General features: G+C 71.9%; 19 protein-coding genes. 11 read left to right on the top strand and 8 right to left on the bottom strand.

The genetic code is table 11. From position 1 onward, the window contains the following. Nucleotides 1–35 precede the first annotated feature (35 nt). On the top strand, nucleotides 36–1,334 hold the full coding sequence (locus AB0K15_RS11525; protein ID WP_364048409.1) for a serine hydrolase domain-containing protein: 1,299 nt from the start codon (nucleotides 36–38) through the stop codon (nucleotides 1,332–1,334). A gap of 3 nt (nucleotides 1,335–1,337) precedes the next feature. Here the strand turns inward: AB0K15_RS11525 and ligD are convergent, their stop codons facing one another. From ligD to AB0K15_RS11500, 5 genes are all read right to left on the bottom strand, one after another. Next, nucleotides 1,338–2,279, bottom strand: coding sequence for a non-homologous end-joining DNA ligase (ligD, locus tag AB0K15_RS11520; RefSeq protein ID WP_364048407.1), 942 nt, complete (start codon nucleotides 2,277–2,279; stop codon nucleotides 1,338–1,340). 35 nt (nucleotides 2,280–2,314) lie between these two features. After that, a complete protein-coding gene (locus AB0K15_RS11515; protein WP_364048405.1) occupies nucleotides 2,315–3,844 on the bottom strand; it encodes a hypothetical protein in 1,530 nt (509 codons plus the stop codon). A gap of 1 nt (nucleotide 3,845) precedes the next feature. Continuing rightward, a complete protein-coding gene (locus AB0K15_RS11510) occupies nucleotides 3,846–5,381 on the bottom strand; it encodes a hypothetical protein (RefSeq protein WP_364048403.1) in 1,536 nt (511 codons plus the stop codon). Nucleotides 5,382–5,415: 34 nt separating this feature from the next. Then, entirely contained in the window at nucleotides 5,416–6,903 is a 1,488-nt protein-coding gene (locus AB0K15_RS11505) for a hypothetical protein (protein WP_364048401.1), read from the bottom strand. A 158-nt stretch (nucleotides 6,904–7,061) separates the two neighbouring features. Continuing rightward, nucleotides 7,062–9,110: an MDR family MFS transporter gene (locus AB0K15_RS11500; protein ID WP_364048399.1), complete on the bottom strand. Its 2,049-nt coding sequence runs from the start codon at nucleotides 9,108–9,110 to the stop codon at nucleotides 7,062–7,064. Nucleotides 9,111–9,261: 151 nt separating this feature from the next. Between AB0K15_RS11500 and AB0K15_RS11495 the strand changes: the two genes are divergently transcribed. Next, a complete protein-coding gene (locus AB0K15_RS11495; RefSeq protein ID WP_364048397.1) occupies nucleotides 9,262–10,374 on the top strand; it encodes a pyridoxal-phosphate dependent enzyme in 1,113 nt (370 codons plus the stop codon). Between the two features lie 9 nt (nucleotides 10,375–10,383). Here AB0K15_RS11495 and AB0K15_RS11490 read toward each other — a convergent pair whose 3' ends face one another. Next, nucleotides 10,384–11,298 (bottom strand): catalase family peroxidase, encoded by a 915-nt coding sequence (locus tag AB0K15_RS11490; RefSeq protein ID WP_364048395.1) that lies wholly within the window; start codon nucleotides 11,296–11,298, stop codon nucleotides 10,384–10,386. A gap of 286 nt (nucleotides 11,299–11,584) precedes the next feature. Here AB0K15_RS11490 and AB0K15_RS11485 point away from each other — a divergent pair, with 286 nt between their 5' ends. From AB0K15_RS11485 to AB0K15_RS11455, 7 genes are all read left to right on the top strand, one after another. Further along, complete coding sequence (locus tag AB0K15_RS11485; RefSeq protein WP_364048393.1) at nucleotides 11,585–12,982, top strand: amino acid permease; 1,398 nt, start codon at nucleotides 11,585–11,587, stop codon at nucleotides 12,980–12,982. 145 nt (nucleotides 12,983–13,127) lie between these two features. Continuing rightward, nucleotides 13,128–14,099 carry a LacI family DNA-binding transcriptional regulator gene (locus AB0K15_RS11480; RefSeq protein ID WP_364048391.1) on the top strand — a complete coding sequence of 324 codons (972 nt, stop codon included), beginning with the start codon at nucleotides 13,128–13,130 and terminating at the stop codon, nucleotides 14,097–14,099. Nucleotides 14,100–14,196: 97 nt separating this feature from the next. Beyond that, nucleotides 14,197–15,486, top strand: a complete 1,290-nt coding sequence (locus tag AB0K15_RS11475; RefSeq protein WP_364048389.1) for an extracellular solute-binding protein — start codon at nucleotides 14,197–14,199, stop codon at nucleotides 15,484–15,486. Continuing rightward, nucleotides 15,483–16,454 (top strand): sugar ABC transporter permease, encoded by a 972-nt coding sequence (locus AB0K15_RS11470; RefSeq protein ID WP_364048387.1) that lies wholly within the window; start codon nucleotides 15,483–15,485, stop codon nucleotides 16,452–16,454. Before AB0K15_RS11475 ends, AB0K15_RS11470 begins: the two co-directional genes overlap by 4 nt. Further along, entirely contained in the window at nucleotides 16,451–17,275 is an 825-nt protein-coding gene (locus tag AB0K15_RS11465; protein ID WP_364048385.1) for a carbohydrate ABC transporter permease, read from the top strand. Before AB0K15_RS11470 ends, AB0K15_RS11465 begins: the two co-directional genes overlap by 4 nt. A gap of 9 nt (nucleotides 17,276–17,284) precedes the next feature. Then, nucleotides 17,285–20,149, top strand: a complete 2,865-nt coding sequence (locus tag AB0K15_RS11460) for a glycoside hydrolase family 2 TIM barrel-domain containing protein (RefSeq protein WP_364048383.1) — start codon at nucleotides 17,285–17,287, stop codon at nucleotides 20,147–20,149. Next, complete coding sequence (locus tag AB0K15_RS11455; protein ID WP_364048381.1) at nucleotides 20,146–22,827, top strand: hypothetical protein; 2,682 nt, start codon at nucleotides 20,146–20,148, stop codon at nucleotides 22,825–22,827. Before AB0K15_RS11460 ends, AB0K15_RS11455 begins: the two co-directional genes overlap by 4 nt. Before the next feature lie 160 nt (nucleotides 22,828–22,987). On the opposite strand, the gene AB0K15_RS11450 is transcribed toward AB0K15_RS11455, so the two are convergent. After that, a complete protein-coding gene (locus AB0K15_RS11450; RefSeq protein ID WP_364048379.1) occupies nucleotides 22,988–23,674 on the bottom strand; it encodes an NUDIX domain-containing protein in 687 nt (228 codons plus the stop codon). A gap of 83 nt (nucleotides 23,675–23,757) precedes the next feature. Between AB0K15_RS11450 and AB0K15_RS11445 the strand changes: the two genes are divergently transcribed. Then, nucleotides 23,758–24,759 carry an SPFH domain-containing protein gene (locus AB0K15_RS11445; RefSeq protein WP_364048377.1) on the top strand — a complete coding sequence of 334 codons (1,002 nt, stop codon included), beginning with the start codon at nucleotides 23,758–23,760 and terminating at the stop codon, nucleotides 24,757–24,759. After that, complete coding sequence (locus AB0K15_RS11440; protein WP_364048375.1) at nucleotides 24,756–25,610, top strand: hypothetical protein; 855 nt, start codon at nucleotides 24,756–24,758, stop codon at nucleotides 25,608–25,610. Before AB0K15_RS11445 ends, AB0K15_RS11440 begins: the two co-directional genes overlap by 4 nt. Here AB0K15_RS11440 and AB0K15_RS11435 read toward each other — a convergent pair. Continuing rightward, entirely contained in the window at nucleotides 25,543–26,415 is an 873-nt protein-coding gene (locus AB0K15_RS11435) for a helix-turn-helix transcriptional regulator (RefSeq protein ID WP_364048373.1), read from the bottom strand. The genes AB0K15_RS11440 and AB0K15_RS11435 overlap by 68 nt on opposite strands. Nucleotides 26,416–26,444 lie beyond the last annotated feature (29 nt).

Here is a 26,444-nt window from a genome sequence, read left to right as displayed (position 1 = left end):
CCCCGGCGTCCCGGGACCGCCGCTACGTTGGCGGCATGGGGTGGAACCTGCGTGAGCTCATCGGAAAGCACAACGTACCGGGCGCGCAGGTCGCCGTGCTGGCCGACGGGGAGATCCAGGACGAAGCCGCGGGTGTGCTCAGCCTGCACACGCGGGTCGAGACCACGACCGACTCGGTGTTCAAGATCGGTTCCATCACCAAGATCTGGACGGCCACGTTGGTCCGGCAACTGGTGGACGAGGGCGTGCTGGACCTCGATCGTCCCGTCCGCGAGTACCTGCCCGGGTTCCGCCTGAGCGATGCGGCCGCCACCGCGTCCCTGACCGCCCGCCACCTGCTCACCCACACCGGTGGCCTCGACGGCAACCACCAGGTCGACGGCGGTCGCAACGACGACGCCATCGAGAAGTTCGTCGCCACCCTCGCCGACGCCGGCCACCTCTTCCCGCCGGGCACCCTGTTCTCCTACTCCAACAGTGGCTACGCACTCCTCGGCCGGCTCGTGGAAGTCTTGCGCGGCAAGCCTTTCCACGACGTGCTCCGCGAACACCTGGTCGCTCCGCTCGGTCTGCGCACCGTCGCGGTCGACCCGTACGAGGCGATCCTGCACCGCGCCGCCGTCGGCCACGTCGAGGCGGCCGGAGAACTCGTGCCCACGCGGAGCTGGGCAGTCCGTTACCACTGTGTGCCCAGCGGCTCGCACCTCGCGATGAGCGCCCGCGACCTGCTGGCCTTCGTCCGCCTGCACCTCACCGACGAGACGCTCGCGGCGCTGCGCGAACCCCAGCTCGACTCCGTCCCGGACTTCGGCGGCGGCATCGTCGGCTGGGGCCTCGGCTGGATGCTCCACCGCGACGGCGTGCTCGGCCACACCGGTGTCTCGAAGGGGCAGCAGGCGTTCGTTCGCGTGGCACCCTCGGCGGGCGTCGCGGTGGCCGTGCTCACCAACAGTTCAGGCGGCGCGCCGATGGCCTACGAGATCTTCGGCGCGGTGCTCAGGGAGCTCGCCGGTGTCGAGACGACCCCGCTGCCCGTACCGCCCGCGAACCCCGCTCCGATCGACCCGGACCGCATGGGCGGGACCTACCGCACCAGGGCGCACGACCTCACCCTCGCCGTCGAGAACGGCCGTGCATTCCTCACCCACCGCCCCCGAAGCTCGTTCATCGGCAAGCCCGACAACCGAGTCGAGGTCGTCCGGCTCGGTGACCGCGCGATCATCACCCTCGAGCCGGAGTCCGGTGTCCACCAGGTGCTGTCGCTCGTGGGCTCCGACGAGCACGGCCGCGCCCGGTTCCTCCACAACGGAGCGGCCGCGTACCGCATCGGCTGATCGTCAGGAATCCTCCGCTTCCAGCCCGTCGCGATCGGCCCACTCCAGCAAAGGTTCCAGCGAGAACACGGCGTCGTCGATGCCCGCGTGCAGGTCGCCCAGCTCGGCGAAGCGCGCGGGCACCGTGGCGATGGTGCAGTCGCGCGGCTCGACGTCGTCGACCTCGTCCCAGCGGATCGGCGTCGACACGGTGCCCTCCGGCACGCCGCGCACCGAGTAGGCGCTGGCGATCGTGTGGTCGCGCGCGTTCTGGTTGTAGTCCACGAACAGCTTCTTCGGGTCGCGGTCCTTGCGCCACCACGTGGTCGTCACCTGGTCGGGCGCGCGGCGTTCCACCTCGCGCGCGAAGGCGAGCGCCGCGCGGCGCACGTCGGCGAAGCCCCAGCGGGGTTCGATCCGCACGTACACGTGCAGCCCGCTGCCACCCGAGGTTTTCGGCCAGCCGACGGCGCCGAGCTCGTCCAGCACCTCGTGGGCGACGTGCGCGACGCGCCGGACCGTGGCGAAGGGACAGTCGGGCATCGGGTCGAGGTCGATCCGCCACTCGTCCGGCTTCTCCGTGTCCGCGCGACGCGAGTTCCACGGGTGGAACTCCACAGTGGACATCTGCACCGCCCACGCGACGTGTGCCGCCTCGGTCACGCACAGCTCGTCGGCGTAGCGGCCGTAGCGGGGGAAGTGCACCCGCACGGTCTGCAGCCACGGCGGCGCGCCGTTCGGCACGCGCTTCTGGTGCACCTTCTCCCCCGCGACGCCCGAGGGGAACCGGTGCAGCATGCACGGGCGTTCCCGCAGCGCGCGCACGATGCCCTCGCCCACCGAGAGGTAGTAGTTCACCAGGTCCAGCTTCGTCTCGCCCCGGGCCGGGAAGTACACCCGGTCCGGGTTGGAGATGCGCACCATGCGGTCCCCGACCGCGACCTCCACCGCCGAGTCTTTCGCCATGCCGTGACGGTAACCGCTGCGCGGCGCGGGCGCGATCAGATCCGCACGAGCCGCACCCAGCCGTCGCCCGTCGCCGGCGAGCGCAGGTGCCACGTGTCCGGCCCGGAGATGGGCGTCCCGCTCCAGTCGAGGCGGTAGTCCACGGGCCGGGGCCTGCGGGTGCGGTCGAGCCAGTGGTAGTCAAGCCGCAGCAGGAAACCGGCGACCGGTCCCGCCGCCGCGATGCGCTGCGCCACCAGCGGGACGACCCGGCCCTGGTCGGCGAACGTGTCGACCATCGCGCACTCGCAGAAGTACGCGAGGGTGCCGATCTCCGGCGGCGCCGCCACCGTCGCGTCGCCGACCCGCGCGCCGATTTCGCGGCCGACGCGGGCGTAGTCGGCGGCCGTGGCCCAGTTGCCGAAAATCGGCGGCGCCGTCCAGGGCACCCCGCGGTGCACGTCGAGGTACGCGGCCGGCAGTACCGCGAGCGCGAACGCCAGGCCCGCCGCGCCCACCCGGAGTGTGCCGCCGCGGGACAGCCACCCGGCGGCGGCCACGAACACGACGGTGAGCGCGACGATCGGCGCCACGTAGTACCACTGGTAGGGCGGCACGCCCAGCAGCGAGTACGCGCCGTAGTACGCCAGCCCGCCCAGACCCAGCACGGCCACCGGCCCGAACCGCGCGGCCTGGTCACGGCGCGCCACGAGCCACACCGGCCAGCCGAGCAGCGCCACCAGCCCGGCGGCGGCCGGGGCGAACGCCACGAGCGTCACCTTCCAGCGCTTCGGGTCGAGGTAGTACACCGGCCCGTTGCCGTAGGTATACTGGCCGAACGCGCCCTGGGTCGTCTTGATCACGAAGGTGTCCGGGATCGCCGAGCCGAGCGCGAACCAGCTGAAGACGAACCACGGCAGGCACACCGCGAGCGCCACGCCCGTCACCGGCAGCAGCCGGCGCCGCAGCGCGCCGACCCCCAGCGCGAACAGCACCACGAAGACGACCAGATCCAGCCGCACCAGCACCGCGAGCCCGGCCACCACGCCGAACCCGATCGCGCGGCCCTCCAGCGCGTACGCCGTGAGCAGCACCAGCGCCGCCGAAATCAGGTGTACCTCCAGCCCGGTCGCCGACAGCACGAACGGGTTGACCAGGATCGCCGCCGTCCCCGCCACGGCCGTGAAAAACGGCAGGCGCAACGCCCGGGTGATGCGCGCGAACCCCCAGCCCACCGCCGTCATCGCCGCCACGAAGACGAGTCCCGCGCCGGCCACCGGGTGGACCTGGCCGCCCGCGACCCGCGTGAGCGTGCCGCCGAGGGCGAGCAGCAGGACGTTCAGCGGCGAGGTCGCCGAGTTCGCCGTCTCGGCCTCGACCAGTCCCCAGTGGAAGTGCTCCGCGAGGTTGCGCGCGTACCCGAGCGTGATGAACGAGTCGTCGATGAGGCTTCCCTTGACGCCGAGGAACACCACGGCGGAGACCGCGGCCACCGTGGCCGGCCACAGCAGTGCCCGGCCACGGCCGCGTCTCGCGGGCTCCCCCGGCTCGGCCGGGAGACGCGCGGGAGCCCCGGCCCGGCCCACGTCAGGTCCCGTCGCCGCGCACGAGGTAGAGCACCTGCTCGCCGGCCCACGGCGACGCGATCCGCCACTGCGCCAGCACATTCGCCGGTGCGGCCGCGCCGACCGGCGTCGGGACCAGCGCGTATTCGGGCTTCACGGCCGCCACGCCGTAGTCGAAGTGGTGGAAGTTGAGGTCGACCAGCTTGCGGCCGAGCGAGCCCATCGTCGCCTCGCGCTGCGCGATGGCCGGGCCGACCGCGCCCCGGTCGTCGAACAGGTCCACGATCGAACAGCCACAGCTGTACGCGAGCACGCCGATCTCCCCGCCGCTGCGCACCGTGCCGGTACCGACGAGCCGGCCGAGCTCCGGCCCGATCCGCTCGTACTGGGCCGTGGTCGTGTGGTTGGACATGATCGGCGCGAACGGCCGTGGCAGCCCGCCCCACGCGTAGAACCCGACGCTCACGACCACGAGCCCGACCGCCACCACCATCGCGGGCGCCCCGGCCGTCCAGCGGGCCACCGCCGGTGCGCGCCCGGCCACGGCGGCGACGGCCGCGGCGAAGAAGATCGTGGTCACCGCGATGCTCGGCCCGTAGTACCAGTGGTAGGGCGGCACGTGCAGCCGCGAGTACGCCAGGTAGTGCACGACCCCGGCCGGCACGAGCGCCGCGAACGGCAGCAGCGTCCGCGCCGCGGGGCCGCGGCGCACCAGCGTGAGGAGCCAGCCCAGGAACGCCACCGCGCCCAGCGCCGCCGGGAGGAACGAAAGCCAGGTGGCCCAAGGGAAAACGCCCTCGTACAGCACCGGGCCGTTCGAGAACCCGTAGGCGCCCCACGACTTCTGCAACGTCTTGATGATCACCGTGTCCGGCACCGCGGAGCCGAGCACGAACCAGCTGAACACGAACCACGGCAGCGCGACCACGGCCGCCGCCAGTACCGACTTGCCGAGCCCGGCCCAGAACCGGGCACGCAGCAGGACCACCACGATCGCGATCAGCACGAGGTCCACCCGGATGAGCACGAGCACGCCCGTCGCCACGCCGACGAGCACCGGCCGCCGCTCGGCCGAGAACACCAGCAGGGCCACCACCGCCGCCACGCCGAACTCGACCTCGAGCCCGATCGACGAGATCAGCAGCGGGTTCACGGTGAGCAGCGCGACGGCCAGCGGCGAGAACCACCGCGGCAGGCCCGCCCGGTCACCCAGCCGGGCCAGGCCGACCGCGATGACGACCTGGCACAGCACGTACAGGATCGCCGCGGCCAGCACGGCGTCGCGCACCACCAGCGTGAGCCCGGCCAGCACCAGCACGCTCAACGGCGACGTCGCCGTGTTCGACGTGCCCAGCTCGATCAGGCCCCAGTGCCCGTGGAAGGCGAGGTTGCGCGCGTAGGAGAGCGTGATGAAGGTGTCGTCGATCAGGTGGTTGCGGAACAGCGCGAACGCGCCGGCCGAGAGCACGGCGACCACGAGCGCGAGCGCGCCGTGGCGGCGCGGTGCCGGTCCGGCGTCCTCGACGTCGCCGGGTGCGGTGGTGCTGGTCGATGCCACGCGGACTCCTCGTCGGGAGGGGTCGGGCAGGGTCTCAGCGGGCGGGCACCAGCGTGAAGTGCCCGATGCCCTTGGCGGCGGAGTACACCGTCCACGAGTCGGGCCCCGCAGCCGGGCCCTTGCCGTAGAGAAGCCGGTAGTCTACCTGGCGCGGCTGCTGGTTCCGGTCGAACCAGTGGTAGTTGATGCGCAGGCCCAGCCGCGAGACGGCCCCGCCCTCCGCGATCCGCTTGCGCACGATCGACGCGACCTGGCTGCGGTCGGAGAAGACGTCCAGGATCTGGCAGTCGCAGTAGTAGGCGAGCGTGCCGATCTCCCCCGGCCCCGCCACCGACGCGCCGTTGAGCCGTTGCCCCAGCTCGCGGCCCACCCGGGCGTAGTCGGTCGAGCTCGCCCAGTTGCCGAAGATGACCGGCGACGGCCACGGCACCCCCTGCGCGAGGTCGATCGACACCATGCCGAGCGCCGTCACCCAGGCCAGGCCCAGCGCCGTCAACGGCGCGGCCTTGCGCAGGCCCGGCCGCCGGCCGGACTCGGCGAGCCAGATGCCGGTCATGAGCACGGCGAACGAGCCGATCGTGGCCGTCGGCGTCACGTAGTACCAGTGGTACGGCCCGACGCCTAGCGTCGAGTACACGATGTAGTAGACGACACCGCCCAGGCCGAGCCCGATCACCGGCGCGAGAGCCGGGAAGTCGTCCCAGCGGCGCGCGAAGCGCAGGCCGAACCAGGCCAGCAGGACCACGGTGCCCGCGACCGCTGCGGCGAAGGTGAAGATCACCGTCACCGGCTGGTAGAGGAAGTACATCACCGGGCCGCTGAAGTAGCCCCAGGCACCGAAGAGGCCTTCCTGGTCCTGCTTGATGACCAGCGTGTCGGGGATGAACGAGCCGAGCGCGAACCAGCTGAACAGGAACCACGGCGCGGCGACGAGCACGCCCGTGCCGAACGCCCGCCAGAAGTGCTGCCGGATGGCGCGCGTGCTGAACGTGATGATGAGGACGAACACGATCAGGTCGAGGCGCGTGAGCACCGTCAGCGCCGCGAACACCCCGAACAGGACCGGCCGGCCTTCGACGGCGAACACCGTGAGCCACAGCAGGATCGCCGGCACGAGCAGGACCTCGAGCCCTGTGGCCGAGAGCAGGAACGGGTTCACGACCACGATCACCACGCCGAGCAGGCCGACCCACGTGGCCAGCCCGAACGAGCGCGCCAGGCGTTGCCACGCCCAGCCGATGGCGGCGGACGAGACCACCGTGAGCGCGCCGAGCGCGAGCACCGGGTGGGCGGCGCCGCTGATCCGCGTGACGAGCGTGAGCAACCCGAGCAGGAGTACGTCGAGCGGCGAGGTCGCCGAATTGGCCGTGGTGCCCGGCACCAGCGCCCACTCGCCGTGGAGCGCGAGGTTCTTGGCGTAGGCGAGCGTGATGTACCCGTCGTCGGTCAGGCTCCCGCGCACGAGCAGGAACGACAACAGGCCCAGGAGGGCCGCGGCCCAGGGCAGCCACCGGAAGCGCACGGAGCGTGACCGTACGGCATCGCTGGACCGGGGCTCCACACGGCTGTCCGCGTCTTCCGGGATCGTGACCACTGACTCATCCACCGACATGGTCCGGGAACAATAGGGGGTGTTCGTTCCGGCGATGTTAACGCCCCGCTCGTAACGCCCCCGTTTTTTCAGACCAGGGCGTGGCGGCCCGTGCGCTCAGCGTCAGCACTCTGGTCGAGCACGCGGGCCGCCACCCGGCCGATCGCCGCGTCGAGTTCGGCGCGGTCGCCGGTGCCCCAGTCGGCGAGCCGCTCGGCCAGCCAGCCGCGCCAGGCGCGCACGAGTTTGCCGAACTCTTCACGCCCGGTCGCGGTGAGCGCCCAGCTCCCGCCGGAGAACTCCAGGTACCCGGTGAGCTCCAGGCGGGCGAACGCGGGTTCCAGCACCTGCGGGGGCACGCCGTAGTGCTGCCCGATCGCCGTGAGCGTCGCCGGTTCGCCACGGCGTTGACGCAGATGGACCTGCACGAGGCACCACAGGCCGCCGTGGTCGAGCTCGGAGCCGGAGCGCGCCGCGATGGCGGGCGCGACCTTGCGCCGCTCGCGGAAGAACAGCGTGGCGATGGCCCGTTCCAGCTCGCGGTCGTGGTCGCGTGCCTCGGGCATGGCGAATCCGTCGCCGAGGTCGGGCGCGGCCGCCCTGGACGTGTCGCGCAGCGGCACCTCCTTGAGGAAGAACGCCAGCGCCAGCGCGACGAGGCCCACCGGAGCGGCTGACAAAAACACCACATGCAGTGAATCGCTGTACGCGGCGATCACGGGCTGTGACACGGCCGGCGGAAGCTGGTGCAACGCCTGCGGCACCTGCGTCGCACGCGGATCGACTCCCGGAGGCAGGGGGTGCGCCGCCAGAGCGCCGGCCAGGTTCGGGCCGAGCTGGTTGGCGTAGACCGTGCCGAAGATCGCGGCGCCGAACGAGCTGCCGATGGACCGCAGGAACGTGACGCCGGACGTGGCGACGCCGAGGTCGCGGTAGTCGACGGTGTTCTGCACCGCGATGGTGAGCACCTGCATGCCGAGGCCGATCCCGAGCCCGAGCACCGCCATGTACAGCGCCGACTCCCAGAACCCCGTCTCCGGGCCGAGGCGCGAGAGCAGGTAGAGGCCGGCTGTCATCAGGGCGGAGCCGACCAGGGGGAAGATCTTGTACCGGCCGGTGCGGCTCACGAGGTTGCCCGACAGGATCGACGCGAACAGCAGCGCGAGCACCATCGGCAGCAGCCGCACCCCGGACGACGTCGCCGAGACGCCCTGCACGTACTGCATATACGTGGGCAGGTAGGACAGCGCCCCGAGCATCGCGAAACCGACGACGAAGCTCATGATCCCGGCCACGGTGAACACCGGGTTCCGGAACAGCCGCATCGGCAGCATCGGCTCCTTCGCCCGTAGCTCCACCAGGACGAAGAACCCGAGCAGCACGATCGAGCCGATCGCCATCCCGATGATCGTCGGCGAGCCCCACGCGTACGTGGTGCCGCCCCAGCTCGTGACGAGCGTCAGCCCGGTGGCGGCGAGGCCGATGAGCAGGATGCCGAGGTAGTCGATCACGGGCTTGAAGGCGGCCCGCGCGTTGGGCATCGCCGACGCGGCCACGACGAGCACCACGACGACCAGCGGGATGTTCACGTAGAACGCCCAGCGCCACGACAGGTGGTCCACGAAGAAGCCGCCGAGCATGGGCCCGGCCACGGTCACGACGCCGAACACCGAGCCGAGCGCGCCCTGGTACTTGCCGCGTTCGCGCAACGGCACGACGTCGGCGATCAGCGCCGTCGAGGTCACCATGAGGCCACCACCGCCCAGCCCCTGCACGGCCCGCCACACGATGAGCCACACCATGCTGTCGGCGAAGCCGCAGAAGAAGGAGCCGACCCCGAAGATCACGACGGACAGCTGGAACATCAGCTTGCGCCCGAACAGGTCGCCGAGCTTGCCGACGACCACGGTCATGATCGTCTCGGCCAGCAGGTACGCGGTGACGACCCACGACAGGTGCCCCGCCCCGCCGAGGTCACCCACGATCGTGGGCAGGGCCGTGCCGACGATCGTCTGGTCCAGCGCCGCGAGCAGCATGCCGAGCAGGACCGCGCCGAACACCGCGTTGATCTTCCGCCGCGACAGCCCGGCGCCCAGCGCGGCCGGCTCCTCCTGCGTCACCTCGGCGGTGGCCGTCATGCGCCCCTCCTCGTCACCTGCTCGGCGGTCGTTCCCGCGGGTCCACCGTAGGGCGAGGTGTCCACTGTGGATAGCCACTCGTTCCGGTGACGGGACCACCCGTGACGCGTCACATTGACCGGACGGGTGAGCGTGACCAGAGTTGTCCCTCGTGGACTACGTGGACGAACGCTCCGGCCGCCGCTACCCGCTCGACGCCCTGCGCTGGTGCGGGGACGACGGCGCGCCGCTCACCGTGGAAGCGCTGCCGGGCATCACGCGCGAGCAGGTGGACACCGGCACCCGGTCGCTGTGGCGCTACCGCGCGGCGCTGCCGGGCGACCTGCGGCCGATCTCGCTCGGCGAGGGCTGCACGCCGCTGGTCGAGCGGCCGTGGCGCGGGCACGGCACGCGGTTCAAGCTCGAGTGGTTCAGCCCCACGGGGAGCTTCAAGGACCGCGGCAGCAGTGTCATGCTCTCGGCGCTCGCGCAGGCCGGCGTGCGGGAGGTCCTCGAAGACAGCTCCGGAAACGGCGGTTCCTCGGTGTCGGCCTACGCGGCCGCCGCGGGCATCGCGGCCACGATCCTCGCGCCGGAGTCGACGTCGCCTGCGAAGATCCTGCAGAGCCGCGCGTACGGCGCGACCGTGGACCTCGTGCCGGGCACCCGCGACGACACCGCCGCCGAGGCCTTGCGCCGATCCGGGGAAACCACGTACGCGAGCCACAACTGGCACCCGTTTTTCCTGCAGGGCACCAAAACACTCGCGTACGAGCTGTGGGAGGACTTCGGGTACACCGCGCCGGACACGGTCGTGACCGTGGCCGGCGCGGGCAGCATCGTCCTCGGCCTCGACCTCGGGTTCGGCGAGCTGCTCGCCGCCGGCGCGATCGCGAAGCGGCCGCGCCTGCTCGTCGCGCAGCCCGCGAACTGCGCGCCCATCGACGCCGCCTTCCGCGCCGGGGCCGAGAGTGCCGTGCCGACGGAGTTCGCGCCGACGATCGCGGAGGGCACCGCCATCCGCGAACCCGTCCGCCTCCCCGAGGTGCTCGCCGCGATCCGCCGCTCGGGCGGGGCGACGGTGGCCATCGCCGAGGACGAGATCGCCCGCGCCGCGCGGGAACTCCCCCGGATCGGCCTCTACGCCGAGCCGACCAGCGCCACCGCGGCGGCCGCCGTCGACGTCTTCCGCGCCGACGGCGTGCTCGCGCCCGGGGGGACCACCGCGGTGATCCTCACCGGCTCCGGACTGAAGGCGGCCACCACGATGAGCACGCTGATCTGAGCCGGCGGCTCAGCGGTCGTGGCTGCGCCGGTCGTAGGAGACCGCGTAGATCGCGCTGCGGGCGGCCAGGATCGGGTCGTCGGACAACTCGATGCCCTCGGTGAGCAGCGTGGGGTCGAAGACCTGGGAGTTCCAGTGCTTCTGGTCGGTGACCTCGGCGGTGATCGCCAGGCGCCCGGCCGTGATCTCCGTGCGTTCCTCGGGCCAGACGAGCGTGGAATCGTTCGTCGGGTCACCCGGCTCGCCGAGCTGCACCTTGAGCGTGAACTCGACCGGACCGCGCGCCAGCCGCTCGCCGAGCTCCTCGGTGAGGTGCTCGGCCGACCAGTCGCCGCCCTCGCCGGCGGCGAGCACGTGGTCGCCGGCCTCGGGCACCCAGCGGTAGCGCACCCGGCGCCGGGAACCGTCGGCGGCACGCCAGAAGAACGCGTGGATCGCCCAGTAGGTGGTGGTGCCGTAGCTGACCGGCGTGGGCAGCTGCGACGCGGTGAACAGGCCCGGGCCCGCGCTCGGGTGCGCGCCCACGTGGGCCTGCACCTTGCCGAGGTCGGGCGCGCCCGTGGCCGGGTCGGGCTCGGCCGACTTGAGCAGCGCGATGAACCGGTCGATGTTCACGCCGACGATGTCGGTGTTGCCGCCACCCGGGAGGTGGAACTTCACCGCGAGCCCGCGCACGGCGGTACCGGCGTCGAGCAGGTGCGGGTTGGTGTCGGTGTGCGAGAACCGCACGGTCGCGCGCACGGGCTCACCGCGCAGGTGCGCCGCCGTGGTGAGGTCGGCGGCGACGCCGGACGGGACGAAAGTGGCGTCAAAGCAGACGCCCCGGGCGTGGGCCCGGCGGTAACCCGGGTAGGTGCCCTTCAGCTGTTCGATCTCGTCCACGATGGACACGGAGAGCAGGGACGCCGGCAGTTCGGTGGTCATGTCGCGAAGGTAACGGGCGTCGCGCGTGCGCGCTCGCCGCACTACCCGCCCGGCCACGGAAGTGTTCCTGAAACTCCCCGCGAACCCGAGAGATATTCCGAGATCCCGGTCACCGGAATCGCCGGACCGGGCGAATCAAGCCTTGATCAAGTCGCCGGAAGAATGCCGCCGGTGTCAAATCGAGGGAGCGTTTTCCCGGGATTTCCCCCGAGTGAGGTGTCGCACACCTTAAGTCTTCCTTGGTGTGCTTGGTCACGTGCGCTCGCACCGCTAGCGTCACGCAACCATGGATTCCACAGTGGTCGCCAACGAAGGCGACACCTACACGAAAGCACTGGGCAACCGCCAGGTGCAGATGATCGCGATCGGCGGCGCGATCGGTGTCGGCCTCTTCCTCGGGGCCGGCGGCAAGCTCCAGCAGGTCGGCCCGTCGCTGGTGCTCTCCTACGCCATCTGCGGCATCGCCGCGTATTTCGTCATGCGCGCTCTCGGTGAACTCGTCCTGCACGAACCGAGTTCCGGAAGTTTCGTCACCTACGCCCGCAAGTTCATCGGACCGTGGGCCGGTTTCGTGTCCGGCTGGATGTACTGGGTGAACTGGGCGATGACCGGCATCGCCGAGATCACCGCCGTCGCGATCTACGTGCACAAGTGGCTGCCCGACGTGCCGCAGTGGATCACCGCGCTCGTGGCGCTCGGTGTGCTGATCGGCGTGAACCTGGTGAGCGTGAAGCTGTTCGGCGAGCTGGAGTTCTGGTTCTCCGTGGTGAAGGTGCTCGCCATCGTGGTCTTCCTGATCACGGCGATCGGCCTCGTGTTCGCGGGCGCCGACATCGGCGGCACCCCGGCCGGTGTGCACAACCTGACCGACCACGGCGGGTTCTTCCCCGCGGGTGTCGGCATCGCGCTCATGACCCTGCAGGCCGTGATCTTCGCCTACTCCGCAATCGAGGTCGTCGGCATCGCGGCCGGCGAGACCAAGGACGCGCGCAAGGTGCTGCCGAAGGCCATCAACGGCGTCGTCTGGCGCATCGGCGTGTTCTACGTCGGTTCGGTGCTGCTGCTGGCGATGCTGATGCCCTGGTCGTTCTACAGTGGCGCCGAAAGCCCGTTCGTCACCGTCTTCTCGCGCTTGGGCATCGGCGGCATCGGCGACGTGATGAACGCCGTGGTGCTCACCGCCGCGCTCTCGTCGTGCAACTCGGGTCTCTACTCGACCGGCCGCATCCTGCGGGCGCTCGCCGACCACGGCGAGGCACCGAAGTTCGTCGGCCGCATGAACAGCCGCCACGTGCCCTACGGCGGCATCCTGTTCACGTCGATCGTCTACGTGCTCGGCGTGGTGCTGAACTACATCGTTCCGCAGGAGGCGTTCGACATCGCCATCGCGGTGGCCTCGCTCGGCGTGGTGGCCACGTGGGCCACGCTCATCTACTCGCAGATGCGCTTGCGCCAGGCCGCGCTGCGCGGCGAGGTCGAGCGGCCGAGCTACCGCATGCCGGGCGCGCCCTACACCGGCTGGGCCACGCTCGGGTTCCTCCTGCTGGTGGTCGTGCTGATGGGCTTCTCCGACGGCGCCGAGAAGATCGCGTTCTACTCCATCCCCGTGCTCGCGATCGTCCTGGCGGTCGGCTGGCGGATCGTGTCACGCCGGCGCGGCGCGCGCGTCGGCGGCAACGCCTGAGCCCGCCACCGGGCCGCACCGCACACGCCCGGCCGGGCACCGTTCCCGGCCCGGCGTGGGCGGTGCGGGCATACTCGGGTCCGGCGGCGCGGACGCGTCGCACGGCGGGAGGTCCGTGATGGTGTCGTCGGAAACGTCCCGGAAGGTGACGATCCACGACGTCGCCCGCAGCGCGGGGGTGTCGCGTCAGACCGTGTCGCGGGCGCTCAACGACAAGGCCGAGATCGACGGCACCACTAAACAGCGGGTGCTCGACGCGGCCCGCGAGCTCGGCTACCGGCCGAGCCGGTTCGCCCGCGGCCTCGTGCGCCAGGACACCACCACGATCGGGCTCGTGATCCCCGACCTGCTCAACCCGTTCTTCACCGAGGTCGCCGCCGCCGCGCTCGAGGCCGCGCGCGCCCGCGGCTGGCACGTGGTCGTGTACGACACCTCCGACAGCGCCGAGGAAGAGCTCGGCACGCTGCAGGTGATCGGCTCGCAGGTCGACGCCGTCGTCGGCTACTTCAGCCGGCCCGAGGACGAGCTCGACCGCTTCACCCGCGGCATCCCCGTGGTCCTCATCGGGCGCGAGCACCACACGCCCCGGTTCAGCTCGATCCGGGTCGAAGGCGCGGACGGCGTGCGGGCCGCGATCACCCACCTGGTGCGCGCCGGTCACCGGCGCATCGGCATGCTCGACCACGCGGGCCGCGCCGAGCCGAGCGTCCGGCGCGACTGGTTCGCCGCCGCGGTCGCCGAGCACGGTCTCGAAGCCGAGGTCGTCGAGCGAGCCGCCCAGTCGGTCGACGGCGGGGCCGCCGCCCTGGAGGCGCTGCTGGCCGAGCACCCCGACGTGACCGCCGTGTTCACGTTCAACGACATCATCGCCATGGGCGCCCTGCGCGCCGCCCGCCGCCTCGGGCGGCGCGTGCCGGACGACCTCGCCGTGGTCGGGTTCGACGGCCTGCAGCTCGGCACCGTCGTGGACCCGGCGCTGACCAGCGTCGCCCTCGACACCCGCCGGCTGGGTGCGCTCGCGATCGACCAGGTCGCACGCCTGCTCACCGGCGCCACTCCCCTCTCGGCCGACGAGCTCGTGATCCAGGCCGAGCTGCTGGTCCGCGAATCCGCCTGAGCCGCTCCGCTTGACACCCCGCGGTGCCTCGCGCACACTTCCGGGCAATTCGTGAACGTTCACGGGAGCGTTCACGGAGCTCTCCGGAGGGTCCCCGATGACGTTGACTCGACGACGGTTCCTGACTGGCGCGGCGGCACTCGGCGCCGCGGCGTTCGGGGCAGTTGCCTGCACCAGTCCTACGACCGCCAACCCAGGGCGGATCACGCTCTGGTACACCTCGAACGGCCTGTCCGACGCCGTGCTCGGCGAGGCCGTGAAGCGGTTCGCCGCCGACAAACTGACCCCCTCGCAGGTCAGCGGCGAACTGAAACAGCGGCTGCTCGCCGCGCTGGCCGGCGAGGCCTACCTGCCCGACATCACCATGCTCGGCGACGACATCGCCACCTACTTCGCCGACACCGACCACTTCGTCGACCTCAACAGCCTGGGCGCGGGCAGTGTGCGCGACGAGTACCTGCCCTGGAAGTGGCAGGCGGGGACCAGCCCCGCGGGCTTCCAGCTCGGGTTCCCCGTCGACGTCGGCCCGGCCGCGCTGTACTACCGCCACGACCTGTTCACCCAGGCCGGCCTCCCCGGGGAGCCGGACGAGGTCGCCGCCGCGGTGTCCACCTGGGACGACTACTTCACGTTCAGCGGGCAGGTGCAGAAGAAGCTGCCCGGGCGGTACATGATCACCGACACCAAGACGGTGTTCACCTATTCGCTCGCGCAGGAACCGCACAAGTACTTCGACCGCGACAACCACTACCTCGACGACCAGTCGCAGGTGCGCCGCGCGTGGGACCGGGCCGTGCAGGCGTTCCGGATGGGCCTGACCGCCGGGTACGCGGGCTCGCAGAGCGTCAACGGCCAGTCGATCGACCGCCACGCGGCCTGGAACAGCGGCAAGGAGCTCAGCTTCGTCAACGCCTCCTGGATCACCGGCGAGCTCAAGGAGTCCGCGCCCGGCACCTCGGGCAAGTGGCGCGTGTGCCGGCCACCCGGCGGCGCGGGCAACCAGGGCGGTTCGTTCCTCGCGATCACGAAGTACTGCCCCGACCCGCACGCCGCGTTCGAGATCGTGAAGTGGCTGCAGTCGCCGCAGAACCAGCCGCGGACGTTCCTCGACCTCGGGCTCTTCCCGCCCAGCCCGTCGGCCTACACCGACCCGCGGCTGCAAGCCCCCGAACCGTTTTTCGGCGGGCAGGTCACCATGGACGTGTTCTCGAAGATCGCGCGGGAGGTCAAGCCCGTGTACTTCAGCCCCTGGGACATCACGATCAGCGACACCTACACCGACGAACTGACCAATGTGGAGAGTGCGGGCAAGGACCCCGAGGACGCGTGGCGCGACGCCCGCGCTTCGGTGGAACGCCTGCTGCGCCGCCAGGGGGTTCTCTCGTGACCGCGATCCTGCCCGCCGAGACGGCCGGCGCCAGCCGGGCCCCGGTCCGCCACACCGCCCACGGCCGCCGCAAACGGTGGCGCTACCTGCCGCAGTACCTGGCCGTCGCGCCGTTCTTCGTGCTGTTCGCGATCTTCGGCGCCTACCCCGTGCTGTACTCGCTCTACCTCGCGTTGCAGCGCTGGGACGGCGTCGGCCCGATGAAGTTCGTCGGGCTGGAGAACTTCGCGTTTCTGCTGTCGGACACCACGTTCTGGGACTCGATCGGCAACACGCTGATCATCTGGGTGATGTCGACGGTCCCGATGACGGCGTTCGCGCTGCTCATCGCCGCCGGGCTCAACTCTTCGGTGCGGTACAAGGGCCTGCTGCGGGTCGCGTACTTCCTGCCGAACGTGACCTCGATCGTGGCCATGTCCCTCGTGTTCGGCTCGATCTTCTCCGACGAATTCGGGATCCTGAACTGGTTCCTGGGCCTGTTCGGCATCGGCAATGTCGACTGGCTGAGCGACCCGTGGGCCATCCGCGGCGCGATCTCGATCATGATCATCTGGCGCTGGACCGGCTACAACGCGATCATCTTCCTGGCCGGGCTGCAGGCGTTGCCGCCGGACGTGTTCGAGGCGGCCCGCATCGACGGCGCCGGCCCGGTGCAGACGTTCTTCCGCATCACGCTCCCGCTGCTGCGGCCGGTGCTGCTGTTCTCCGTGGTGATGTCGGCGATCAACGGCCTGCAGATCTTCACCGAGTCGCAGGTCCTGCTCGGCAACCGCGGCGGCCCCGGCGGCGCGGGCATGACGATGGTCCTCTACTTCTACAACACGGCCTTCGCGGACAACGACTTCGGTTACGGCGCCGCGATCGCGTGGGGCATCTTCGTGGTCGTCGTCCTGTTCTCGATCCTCAACTGGCGGCTCGTGATGCGGCCCGAGCGCGGCCAGGTCCAGACCAAGGGAGCCGGCCGATGACGAGCAGGCGCGCACGGGTACTGACGCAGGTGGCGCTGACCGCCGGCGCCCTGATCACCCTCTTCCCCTACTACTGGCTGGCCGTGATGGCGTCCAACACCACGGCCGACATCTACGCGACCCCGCCGCGGCTGACGTTCGGCGGGCACCTGTTCGCCAACATCGGCGAGGTGTTCGCGAAGATCGACTTCTTCGGCTCACTGCTCAACACGCTGATCGTCGCCGTCGTCACCACGGTGCTGGTGCTGTTCTTCGACTCGCTGGCGGCGTTCACCTTCGCCAAGTACGACTTCCCGGGCAGCAACGTGCTCTTCGGCATCCTGCTGGCGACGTTCGTGGTGCCCACGCAGCTCTCGGCGATCCCGCAGTTCACACTCATGGCCGGCTTCGGCTGGGTCGGCGACCTCAAGGCGCTCATCATCCCGGCCGCCGCCAACGCGTTCGGCATCTTCTGGATGCGCCAGTACGCCCGCGGCGCCATCCCGGACGAGCTGCTGGAAGCGGCCCGGATGGACGGCGCGGGGTTCTTCCGCACGTACCTGTCGGTCGGGCTGCCGGTGCTGCGCCCGGCACTCGCGTTCCTCGGCATCTTCACCTTCGTCAACGCCTGGAACGACTACCTGTGGCCGCTGGTCGTGCTGATCGACTCCAACCACGTGACCCTGCAGGTGGCGCTCTCACAGCTGCAGGGCGTGTACGTCAAGGATTACAGCGTCGTGATGGCCGGGACGCTCGTGGCGATCGTGCCGCTGATCATCGTCTTCCTCTTCGGAGCCCGTCACTTCATCCGCAACATCGCCGCCGGCGCCCTCAAGGGCTGAAAGGAACCCATGTCGTCGTCGTACGTCGAAGACCCCGCCCCCGGCCACGGCTCGGTGGCGCCCCGCGCCGCGTTCTCCTCCGACGCGCGGTCGGTGAGCCTGGCCGGGACGTGGCGGTTCCGCCTGTCGCCCTCACCGGCGGCCGCGCCCGAGGGAATCGCGCGCGACGACTTCGACGACAGCGGCTGGGACACGCTCACGGTGCCGGGCCACTGGCAGCTGCAGGGCCACGGCAAACCGGCTTACACCAACGTGCACTACCCGTTCCCGGTGCAGCCGCCGCTGGTTCCGTCGGACAACCCGACGGGTGATCACCGGCTCACGTTCGACCTGCCGGCCGCCTGGCCGGACGAGCCGGCGGTGCTGCGCTTCGACGGCGTCGACTCGTGCGCGAAGGTATGGCTCAACGGCGAAGAGCTCGGCGTCACGCGCGGCAGCCGGCTGCCGTCCGAGTTCGCGGTGGGCCACCTGCTGCGTCCGCGCGGCAACGTGCTGGCCGTGCGCGTGCACCAGTGGTCCTCGGGCAGTTACCTCGAGGACCAGGACATGTGGTGGCTCTCGGGCATCTTCCGCGGGGTCACCCTGCTCTCCCGCCCGGCGGGTGGCGTCGAGGACTACCGGCTGCACGCCGGCTACGACCACGTCAGCGGCCTCGGCACGCTCTCGGTCACCGCGGCCGAGGGCGTGCTGCTGAGCGTGCCCGAGCTCGGCGTCGAGAACCTGCCGGCCGGCGAGACGGTGGAGCTCGCCGTCCAGCCGTGGAGCGCCGAGTCGCCGCGGCTCTACCACGGCGAGGTGCACACCGAGGCCGAACGCGTGCCGGTCCGGATCGGGTTCCGGACCGTCCGGATCGAGAACGGCCTGCTCGAGGTGAACGGCCGGCGCGTGCTGTTCCGCGGCGTCAACCGGCACGAGCACCACCCGCGGTTCGGCCGGGCGCTGCCGCGGGAGTTCGCGCTGGCCGACGTGTTGCTCATGAAGCGCCACAACGTGAACGCGGTGCGCACCAGCCACTACCCGCCCGACCCGTACTTCCTGGAGCTGTGCGACACCCACGGCCTGTGGGTGATCGACGAGTGCGACCTCGAGACCCACGGCTTCGGCGACCTGGGCTGGGCGGGCAACCCGAGTGACGACCCGCGCTGGGGTGAGGCCTACCTCGACCGCATGCGCCGCACCGTGGAGCGCGACAAGAACCACCCGTCGATCGTGCTGTGGTCACTCGGCAACGAGGCCCACACCGGCCGGAACCTCGCCGCGACGGCGGCGTGGACGCGGGAGCGCGACCCGTCGCGTCCGGTGCACTACGAAGGCGACTTCGAGTGCGAGTACGTGGACGTGTACAGCCGCATGTACGCCGATCACGCGGAGGTCGACCGGATCGGCCGCCGCGACGACCCGAACGAACGCCGCCGGTCGCTGCCGTTCCTGCTGTGCGAGTTCGCGCACGCGATGGGCAACGGCCCCGGCGGGCTGCTGGAGTACCGCGAACTGTTCGAGCGGTACCCGCACGTGCAGGGCGGGTTCGTGTGGGAGTGGCTCGACCACGGGCTCGCCCGGCGCGACGCCGCCGGCCGCGAGTACTTCGCCTACGGCGGCGACTTCGGCGAGCAGATCCACGACGGCAACTTCGTGATCGACGGCCTGGTCCACCCCGACCGCGCCCCCTCACCGGCGCTGGCCGAGTTCGCGAAGGTCTTCGAGCCGGTGCGGATCGGCGCGAGTGCCGGGGGTGTGCGGATCTCGAACCACTACGACGTGGTCGGGTCGGCGCACCTGGTGTTCCGCTGGAGCTTCGAGGACGACGGAGTCGAGGTGGCGGCCGGCGAGCTTGCCGTGCCCGAGATCCGCCCCGGACAGAGCCTCGAGGTACCGCTCCCCCGGCTGCCCGGCACTTCGGGGGAAGGCGTGCTCACCGTGCGAGCGGTGCTGGCGGCCGACACCGGCTGGGCGGCCGCGGGCCACGTCGTGGCGTGGGGACAGCTCCCGGTCACGCCCGCTGCCGACCCCGGGCCTCCCGCGGTGGGTGCGCCGCTGCTGCGCGAACGCGGGGTCCTGCGGCTCGGGCCCGGCGCGTTCGACGCGGCCACGGGCCGGCTCGTCGCGCTCGGCGGCCACCGCGTCGAGGGGCCGCGGCTGGACCTGTGGCGCGCGCCGACCGACAACGACCGGGGGTCCGACGACCCCGAAGCCGCGCGGTGGCGGGCCGCGGGCCTGCACCGGCTGCAGCACCGCGTGGCCGAAGTGGACGGACAGGCGTCGGCGCTCGTCGTGCGGACGCGGGTCGCGCCGCCGGGGCTCGGGTTCGGCGTGCTCGCCGAGTACCACTGGACCGCCGACGGCGACCGGCTGCGCCTGCGGGTCGAGCTGGAGCCGGACGGCGAGTGGCCCTGCACGCTCCCCCGCCTCGGCCTGCGGATGGCGGTGCCGGGCGCGTTCGGCGGCGTCGAATGGTTCGGCGCGGGTCCGGGTGAAGCCTACGCCGACAGCCGCCAGGCGGCGCGGATCGGCCGGTTCTCCTCCACTGTGGACGCGTTGCAGACGCCGTACGTGTACCCGCAAGAGAACGGCAACCGCGCCGACACGCGCTGGCTGCGCCTCACGTCCGCGAGCGGCGCCGGGATCCGGATCGAGGGCGAGCCGGTGTTCGACTTCACCGCGCGGCGCTGGACGTCGGAGGATCTCGACGCCGCCCGCCACACCGTCGACCTGGTGCCGGGCGAGCTCGTGCACCTCAACCTCGACCTGGCCCAGCACGGGCTCGGCACCGCCTCCTGCGGACCCGGTGTGCTGCCGCGCTACCGCCTGCACGCCCGGAAAGCGAGCCTCACGCTCACCTTCTCCCCCCTCACGCCCGAAGGAGCCACCCGATGACCGGTGCGCCCGAGGTCAGCCTCGTCCCGCACACGCACTGGGACCGGGAGTGGTACGAGCCGTTCCAGCGCTTCCGCCTGCGCCTGGTCGATCTGCTCGACGAGGTCCTCGACCGCGCGGAGGCCGACCCGCGGTTCCGGTTCACACTCGACGGGCAGATGGCCGCGGTCGACGACTACCTGGAGGTGCGCGGCGAGAACCGCGACCGGGTGGCCGCGCTGGTCGCGTCCGGGCAGCTCGCGGTGGGGCCGTGGCAGATCCTGCTCGACGAGTTCCTCGTCTCCGGCGAGAACATCGTGCGCAACCTGGAGCTCGGGTGGGCGCGCGCCACCGAGCTCGGCGGCGCGATGCGCGTGGGCTACCTGCCCGACGAGTTCGGCCACTGCGCGCAGATGCCGCAGATCCTCGCGGGCGCCGGGTTCGAGCACGCGTGCGTGTGGCGCGGAGTGCCGTCCGGAGTGGACGGTCACGCGTTCCGCTGGACTGCGCCGGACGGCAGTTCGGTGCGCGCGGAGTACCTGGCCAACGGTTACGGCAACGCGGCCTACGTGTTCTCCGATCCCGGCTTCTTCGCCTCCCGCATGGCCGAGCTCGGGCGGCGGCTGCGGCCGTCGTTCGGCGCCGACCAGGTGCTCGCGATGTACGGCACCGACCACTCCGCGCCCGTCGGCTCGCTGGTGAAGCTCGTCGCGGGGCTCGACCCGGCGTCGGTCGACGTGCGGATCAGCACGCTGGCCGAGTACGTCGGCGCGCGCGACGCCGCGGACCCTTCCTTGCCGGTGGTCCGAGGTGAGCTGCGCAGCCACGCGGCGGCCAACATCCTGCCGGGTGTCCTTTCGGTGCGCCCGCAGCTCAAGCAGGCGATGGCCCGGGCGGAGCGGCTCGTGGAGCGCTACGCCGAGCCGTTCGCCGCGCTGTTCTCGGCCGAGTGGCCGCAGCGGTTCCTGGACCTGGCGTGGTGGCGGCTGGTCGACGCGTCGGGACACGACTCCGTGACCGGCTGCGGCGTCGACGAGACGGCGACGCAGGTGTTCGCGCGGATCAGCGAAGCGGGCCACCTCGGGCAGGCGGTGCGCGACCGGGTGGCCGGCCGGCTCGCCCGGTCCGTGGCGCGGGATTCGCTGCTGGTGCTCAACCCGACGCCGGCGGCTCGCCGCGACCTGGTGACGCTGGACGTCGAAGCGCCGTGGGACGAGGTCGCGCTCGAGCTGCCCGACGGCACGCGCCTGCCCGCTCAGGTGGAGGCGCGCGGCGGACAGTCGCTGCACGAGGAAGCGGCTGCGGGCGCCGACCTGCCGCTCTTCCTGCCCCGCATCCACGGACGTGAGCTGTTCGGCAGTGAGATCACCGGCTGGCGGTGCGACCCTGCGGAACGCCTGCTGGAATTCTCCGTCGCTCGCCACGGTGGGGAGGAACCGTTCGACGTCGAGGCCGTGCGCGCGGCGGTGACCGGCGCGACGGGTGCGTGGACCATCCGCATCCGCCAGGCCGAACAGCGGACGGTCACCGCGTTGATCGACGTCCCGGCTCTCGGCTGGACGACCGCGCGGGTGGTGCCGGACGCTCTTGAGGTCGCCGCGCCGGTCGTGGCCGGGCCGTCGCCGAGCAACGGGCTCGTGGCGGTCGAGGTGCGCGAAGACGGCGCGCTGCGGATCACCGCGGCCGACGGCACGGTGCTCGACGGCGTCGGCCGGATCGTCGACGGCGGCGATCGCGGCGACTCCTACAACTACGCGCCGCCCGGCACGGACACCCTCGTCACCGAGCCGGACTCGGTGCGGGTGACGCCGGGCGTGGCGGGGCCGCTGCGCACGACGTTCACCGTCGAACGGACCTACTCGTGGCCGGCGGAGATGGACTGGGCAGGCGATCGCCGCAGCCCGTCGACTTGTCCCGGCACCGTGACGATGGCCGTCGAACTACGTGCGGGCGAGCCGTTCGTCCGCCTCGGCCTCACGATCGACAACGCCTCGCGCGACCACCGCGTGCGGTTCCACGTCCCGCTCGCCCGCGCCGCGCGGACCTCGCACGCCGAGGGCCAGTTCGCCGTCGTCGAGCGCGGGCGCACGGCCGAGGGCGGCTTCAGCGAGTACCCCATCCCGACGTTCCCGGCCCACGGCTTCGCCGACGCCGGTGGCGCGGGTCTGCTGCTGACGCAGGCGTGCGAGTACGAACTGCTGGACGATGCCCTCGCCCTCACCGTGCTGCGCACGAGCGGCCGGCTCAGCCGCAACGTCCACCCGTACCGCGAAGAACCGGCCGGCCCGCAGATCCCGACGCCGCTGGCGCAGCAGATCGGCACCACGACCGTGCAGCTGGCCGTCCTGCCGCACACGGGCGACTGGCGCGCCGGCGCCCTGCTCGGCGCGGCCGAGCGCTACCGCCATCCCCTGCACGTCGCCCTCGGCACCGGCGCGCTCGACGCGCCGGCCGCGTCCCGCCACGGGCTCACGGTCGAGGGCGCGGTGCTCACCAGCCTGCGGCGGCGCGAGGGCGCGCTGGAGGTGCGCCTGGTCGCGCAGTGTCCGGAGGCGGCCACCGCCGTGGTGCGCGGCTCCTTCACCTCCGCTCAGCGGGTGGACCTGCTCGGCCGGCCCGGCGATCCGGTCCCCGCGACCGACGGCGCGTTGCGGCTTTCCCTGCGCCCGTGGGAAATCGCGACGCTTCGCCTCGCGTAACCCTTGGCCACGGGTTCGCGGCAAGGGCGCGTCGGCCTGTCACCGATCCCGTCACTTGCCGCGGCCGGGGCCAGGTCGACGACCCCATCCCCACGGGCGGCGATGTGCTCGGACTTCGCCGCGCGCCGAGGAAATCGCGGCTATCCGCGTCGGCTGAACCTCAGCCCCGAGTACGCAACATCGGCGGCGACAGCAGCTCGGCCAGCCCCCTCCGGTACAGCCGGGCGGGCCGGCCGCCGTCGCGGGTCGTGGTGGTGCCGACGGGTTCGAGGAGTCCCTCGGCGCCCGTGACCTTGCGGTGGAAGTTGCGCGGGTCCAGCCGCGCGTCCCACACCAGCTCGTACACGCGGCGCAGCTCCGCGACCGTGAACTCGGGCGGGCAGAACGCCGCGGCGAGCGGGGTGTACTCGAGTTTCGCGCGGGCCCGTTCGAGGCCGTCGGCGAAGATCTTCGCGTGGTCGAACGCGAGCGTCGCCGGGTCGAGGCTCGTGACGGGGGTCCAGCGCGCCTCGGCCGCGTCGGTCCCGGCCTGCGGCGCCGGTAGGTCGGGCGCGAGCGCCAGGTAGGCGATGGTCACCACGCGCAGCCGCGGGTCGCGGCCCGGGTCTCCGTAGCCCGCGAGCTGTTCGATGTGGACGGTGCCGGGCGCCAGGCCCGTCTCCTCCGCCAGCTCGCGCCGCGCCGCGGTGTCGAGGTCCTCGTCGGCGCGGACGAAGCCACCGGGCAGCGCCCAGGCGTCGCGGAACGGCTCGATCCCCCGCCGCACCAGCAGCACACACAGCTGCTCGCCGGTGATGGTGAGCACGACCAGGTCCACGGTGACCGCGCTGGGCGGGAACTCCTCCATGTGTCGCACACTACACCCTAATCGTCAGCTTGACGAAAAGACTGCCGGACCCATATCGTCACGGCGACGATAAGGAGGTCCCCATGGTGGACATCAAGCGCCGGTTCGGGTTCCGGCACCTGCGGGGCGTGCCGACCGCGCACATCCGGCACCTGCGCGGCGGCAAGCTCGTGCACGACGGCACCGGGCTGTCGTTCTGGTATCGGCCACTGGCCGCAGCCCTGTCGGAGATCCCGGTGGACGACCGTGAGCTGCCCCTGCTCTTCCACGCGCGCACGGCCGACTTCCAGGACGTGACGGTGCAGCTCGCGCTCACGTTCCGCGTGGTCGACCCGGCGCTCGCGGCGCAGCGCATCGACTTCTCCGTCGACCCGGACACCGGCCGCTGGCGCGGCGACCCGCTGGCACAGATCAGCGGACTGCTCACGGAGAACGTGCAGCAGTACGCTCTCGACGTGCTCACCCGCACGCCGCTCGCGGAGGCCCTCGTCGACGGCGTCGGCGCGGTGCGCGACCGCATCCGCGCGGGGCTGGCCGAGGAGGACACGCGGCTCGCGCAGACGGGTTCGGCGGTGCTCGACGTGCGTGTCGTCGCGATCCGCGCCGAGCCGGAGGTCGAGAAGGCGCTCCAGACGACCGCGCGCGAGAAGGTGCAGCAAGAGGCCGACCGAGCAACGTACGAGCGGCGAGCGCTGGCCGTGGAACGCGAACGTGCGATCGGCGAGAACGAGCTGCAGAACAAGATCGAGCTGGCCCGGCGCGAGGAGCAGCTGCTCGCCCAGCGCGGCGCCAACGCCCGGCGTCAGGCCGAAGAGGCCGCGGCGGCCGACCACATCGAGACCGAGGCCCGCGCGAGCCGGGAGGCGCGGCTGGCGCAGGTGAAGGCCGAGGCCACCCGCACGCTCGGCGAAGCGGAGGCCGCCGGCGAGGCCGCGCGGCTGGCCGCGTACCGCGACCTGCCGGAGCCGGTGCTGCGGGCGTTGGCCGTGAAGGAGCTGGCGGCGAACCTGCCGAAGATCGACAGCCTCGTGCTCACGCCGGACCTCATCGCCCCGCTGCTGGCCCGGCTGGGGGTCGGGTCGTGAGCCTCGCCCCGCGGGCCGTGGTGGTACACCGGCGCACCGAGCTCGACGAGCTGCTCGCCCGCCACGGCACGCTCGGACAGGCGGAGTTCTTCCTGGCCACGCGCGGCCGTTCGCTCGACGACGTGGTGGCGCAGGACGCGGCGCTGCGGCGGGCCCTGACCGCGGTGTCGGCCGCCATCCCGCTCGATTGGCGCCGCGGCAGCGTCGAGCGAGCGGACCTGTCGCGCTTCCTGTTCACACCGGAGGACGTGGTGCTCGTCGTCGGGCAGGACGGGCTGGTCGCGAACGTCGCGAAGTACCTGACGGGCCAGCCCGTCGTCGGCATCACGCCCGGTGAGCCGGGCGTCCTGGTCCGGCACCCGGCCGCGGCCACGGCGGACCTGCTGCGCTCGACGGACTCCGTCGAATCCCGCACGATGGTCGAGCTGACCGCCGACGACGGCCAGAAGCTCTTGGCGCTCAACGAGATCTACCTCGGCCACCCGAGCCACCAGACCGCGCGCTACCGCCTCGGCCCCGAGCGGCAGGCGTCGTCGGGCCTGCTGGTCGGCACGGGCACCGGCGCCACGGGCTGGTGCCGGTCGGTCTGGCAGGAACGCCACAGCCCGCTGCGCCTGCCGGCCGTCGACGAGCGCCGCCTCGTGTGGTTCGTCCGGGAGGCCTGGCCCTCCCCCACCACCGGGACCTCGCTCACCGAGGGCGAGCTCACGACTTCGGCGCTGACGGTCGACGTCGAATCCGACCACCTCACCGCGTTCGGCGACGGCCTGGAGAACGACGCGGTCACCGTGACGCGCGGGCAGTCGGTGACGTTCGCCCCCGCGACACGGGCGTTCCACCTGGTCCGCTGAGGCCTTCCGCCAGCTTCCGGAGGGCCTCGGCCGACCGCGTGCCCGGCTCCGCGTGGTAGATCACCATCAGCTGGTCCTCGGCGCCGCTCACCGCGAACTTGTCGTACTGCAGGTCCAGCTCGCCGACTCCCGGGTGGCGCAGGTGGTGGGTCCCGCCGCCCGGCTGCGGGCGCACGTCGTGGCGGGGCCAGAAGCGGCGGAACAGCTCGCTCTCCTCCGACAGCTCCGCGACCAGCTCCACCAGCCGCGGATCGTCCGGCTCGCTTCCGGCGCGCAAGCTCGCCACGAGACCGCCCACCCGCGCCTCCCAGCCGGTGAAGAACTCCTGCGCGGCGGGGTCGAGCAGGACGGCGCGCAGGAGGTTGGTGCCCGGTGTGTACACGGGCGAGAGCGCGACGGCGATCGGGTTGGCGGCGAGGACGTCGAGGTAGCGACCCTGCACGTACGCCGGCGTCAGCTCCCACGACGCGATCAGCCGCCCGACGCTGGGCCGCACGTTTTCCTGGCTTTCGGGCGCGCGGCGACGGCGTGGCGCGGGATCGGCCAGGTCGTGCAGGTACGCGGTGGCCTCCCGGTCGAGGCGCAGCCCGCGGGCCACGGCGTCGAGCACCTGCGCCGACGGGTGACGGTCGCGGCCCTGCTCCAGCCGCGTGTAGTACTCCGTGCTGATGCCCGCGAGCATCGCCAGCTCGTCGCGCCGCAGGCCCGGCACGCGCCGGTGGCTGTTCACGGTGATCCCGACGTCCTCCGGCCGCACCTGCTCGCGCCGCGCGCGCAGGTACTCGCCGATCACGTTTCCCGCCATGTCCTCCACGATAATTCGGCGAAGGTGGC

It is taken from the genome of Amycolatopsis sp. NPDC049253, from assembly GCF_040678995.1.
Taxonomy (GTDB): Bacteria; Actinomycetota; Actinomycetes; order Mycobacteriales; family Pseudonocardiaceae; genus Amycolatopsis.
This window is presented reverse-complemented; position numbering and strand designations above follow the sequence as displayed.

Bases quoted from the DNA above. Each gene is read 5' to 3' on its own strand.
- AB0K15_RS11525 (WP_364048409.1), top strand. From the start codon at position 36: ATGGGGTGGAACCTGCGTGAGCTCATCGGAAAGCACAACGTACCGGGC.
- ligD (WP_364048407.1), bottom strand. From the start codon at position 2,279: ATGGCGAAAGACTCGGCGGTGGAGGTCGCGGTCGGGGACCGCATGGTG.
- AB0K15_RS11500 (WP_364048399.1), bottom strand. From the start codon at position 9,110: ATGACGGCCACCGCCGAGGTGACGCAGGAGGAGCCGGCCGCGCTGGGC.
- AB0K15_RS11490 (WP_364048395.1), bottom strand. From the start codon at position 11,298: ATGACCACCGAACTGCCGGCGTCCCTGCTCTCCGTGTCCATCGTGGAC.
- AB0K15_RS11485 (WP_364048393.1), top strand. From the start codon at position 11,585: ATGGATTCCACAGTGGTCGCCAACGAAGGCGACACCTACACGAAAGCA.
- AB0K15_RS11475 (WP_364048389.1), top strand. From the start codon at position 14,197: ATGACGTTGACTCGACGACGGTTCCTGACTGGCGCGGCGGCACTCGGC.
- AB0K15_RS11465 (WP_364048385.1), top strand. From the start codon at position 16,451: ATGACGAGCAGGCGCGCACGGGTACTGACGCAGGTGGCGCTGACCGCC.
- AB0K15_RS11460 (WP_364048383.1), top strand. From the start codon at position 17,285: ATGTCGTCGTCGTACGTCGAAGACCCCGCCCCCGGCCACGGCTCGGTG.
- AB0K15_RS11455 (WP_364048381.1), top strand. From the start codon at position 20,146: ATGACCGGTGCGCCCGAGGTCAGCCTCGTCCCGCACACGCACTGGGAC.
- AB0K15_RS11450 (WP_364048379.1), bottom strand. From the start codon at position 23,674: ATGGAGGAGTTCCCGCCCAGCGCGGTCACCGTGGACCTGGTCGTGCTC.
- AB0K15_RS11445 (WP_364048377.1), top strand. From the start codon at position 23,758: ATGGTGGACATCAAGCGCCGGTTCGGGTTCCGGCACCTGCGGGGCGTG.
- AB0K15_RS11435 (WP_364048373.1), bottom strand. From the start codon at position 26,415: ATGGCGGGAAACGTGATCGGCGAGTACCTGCGCGCGCGGCGCGAGCAG.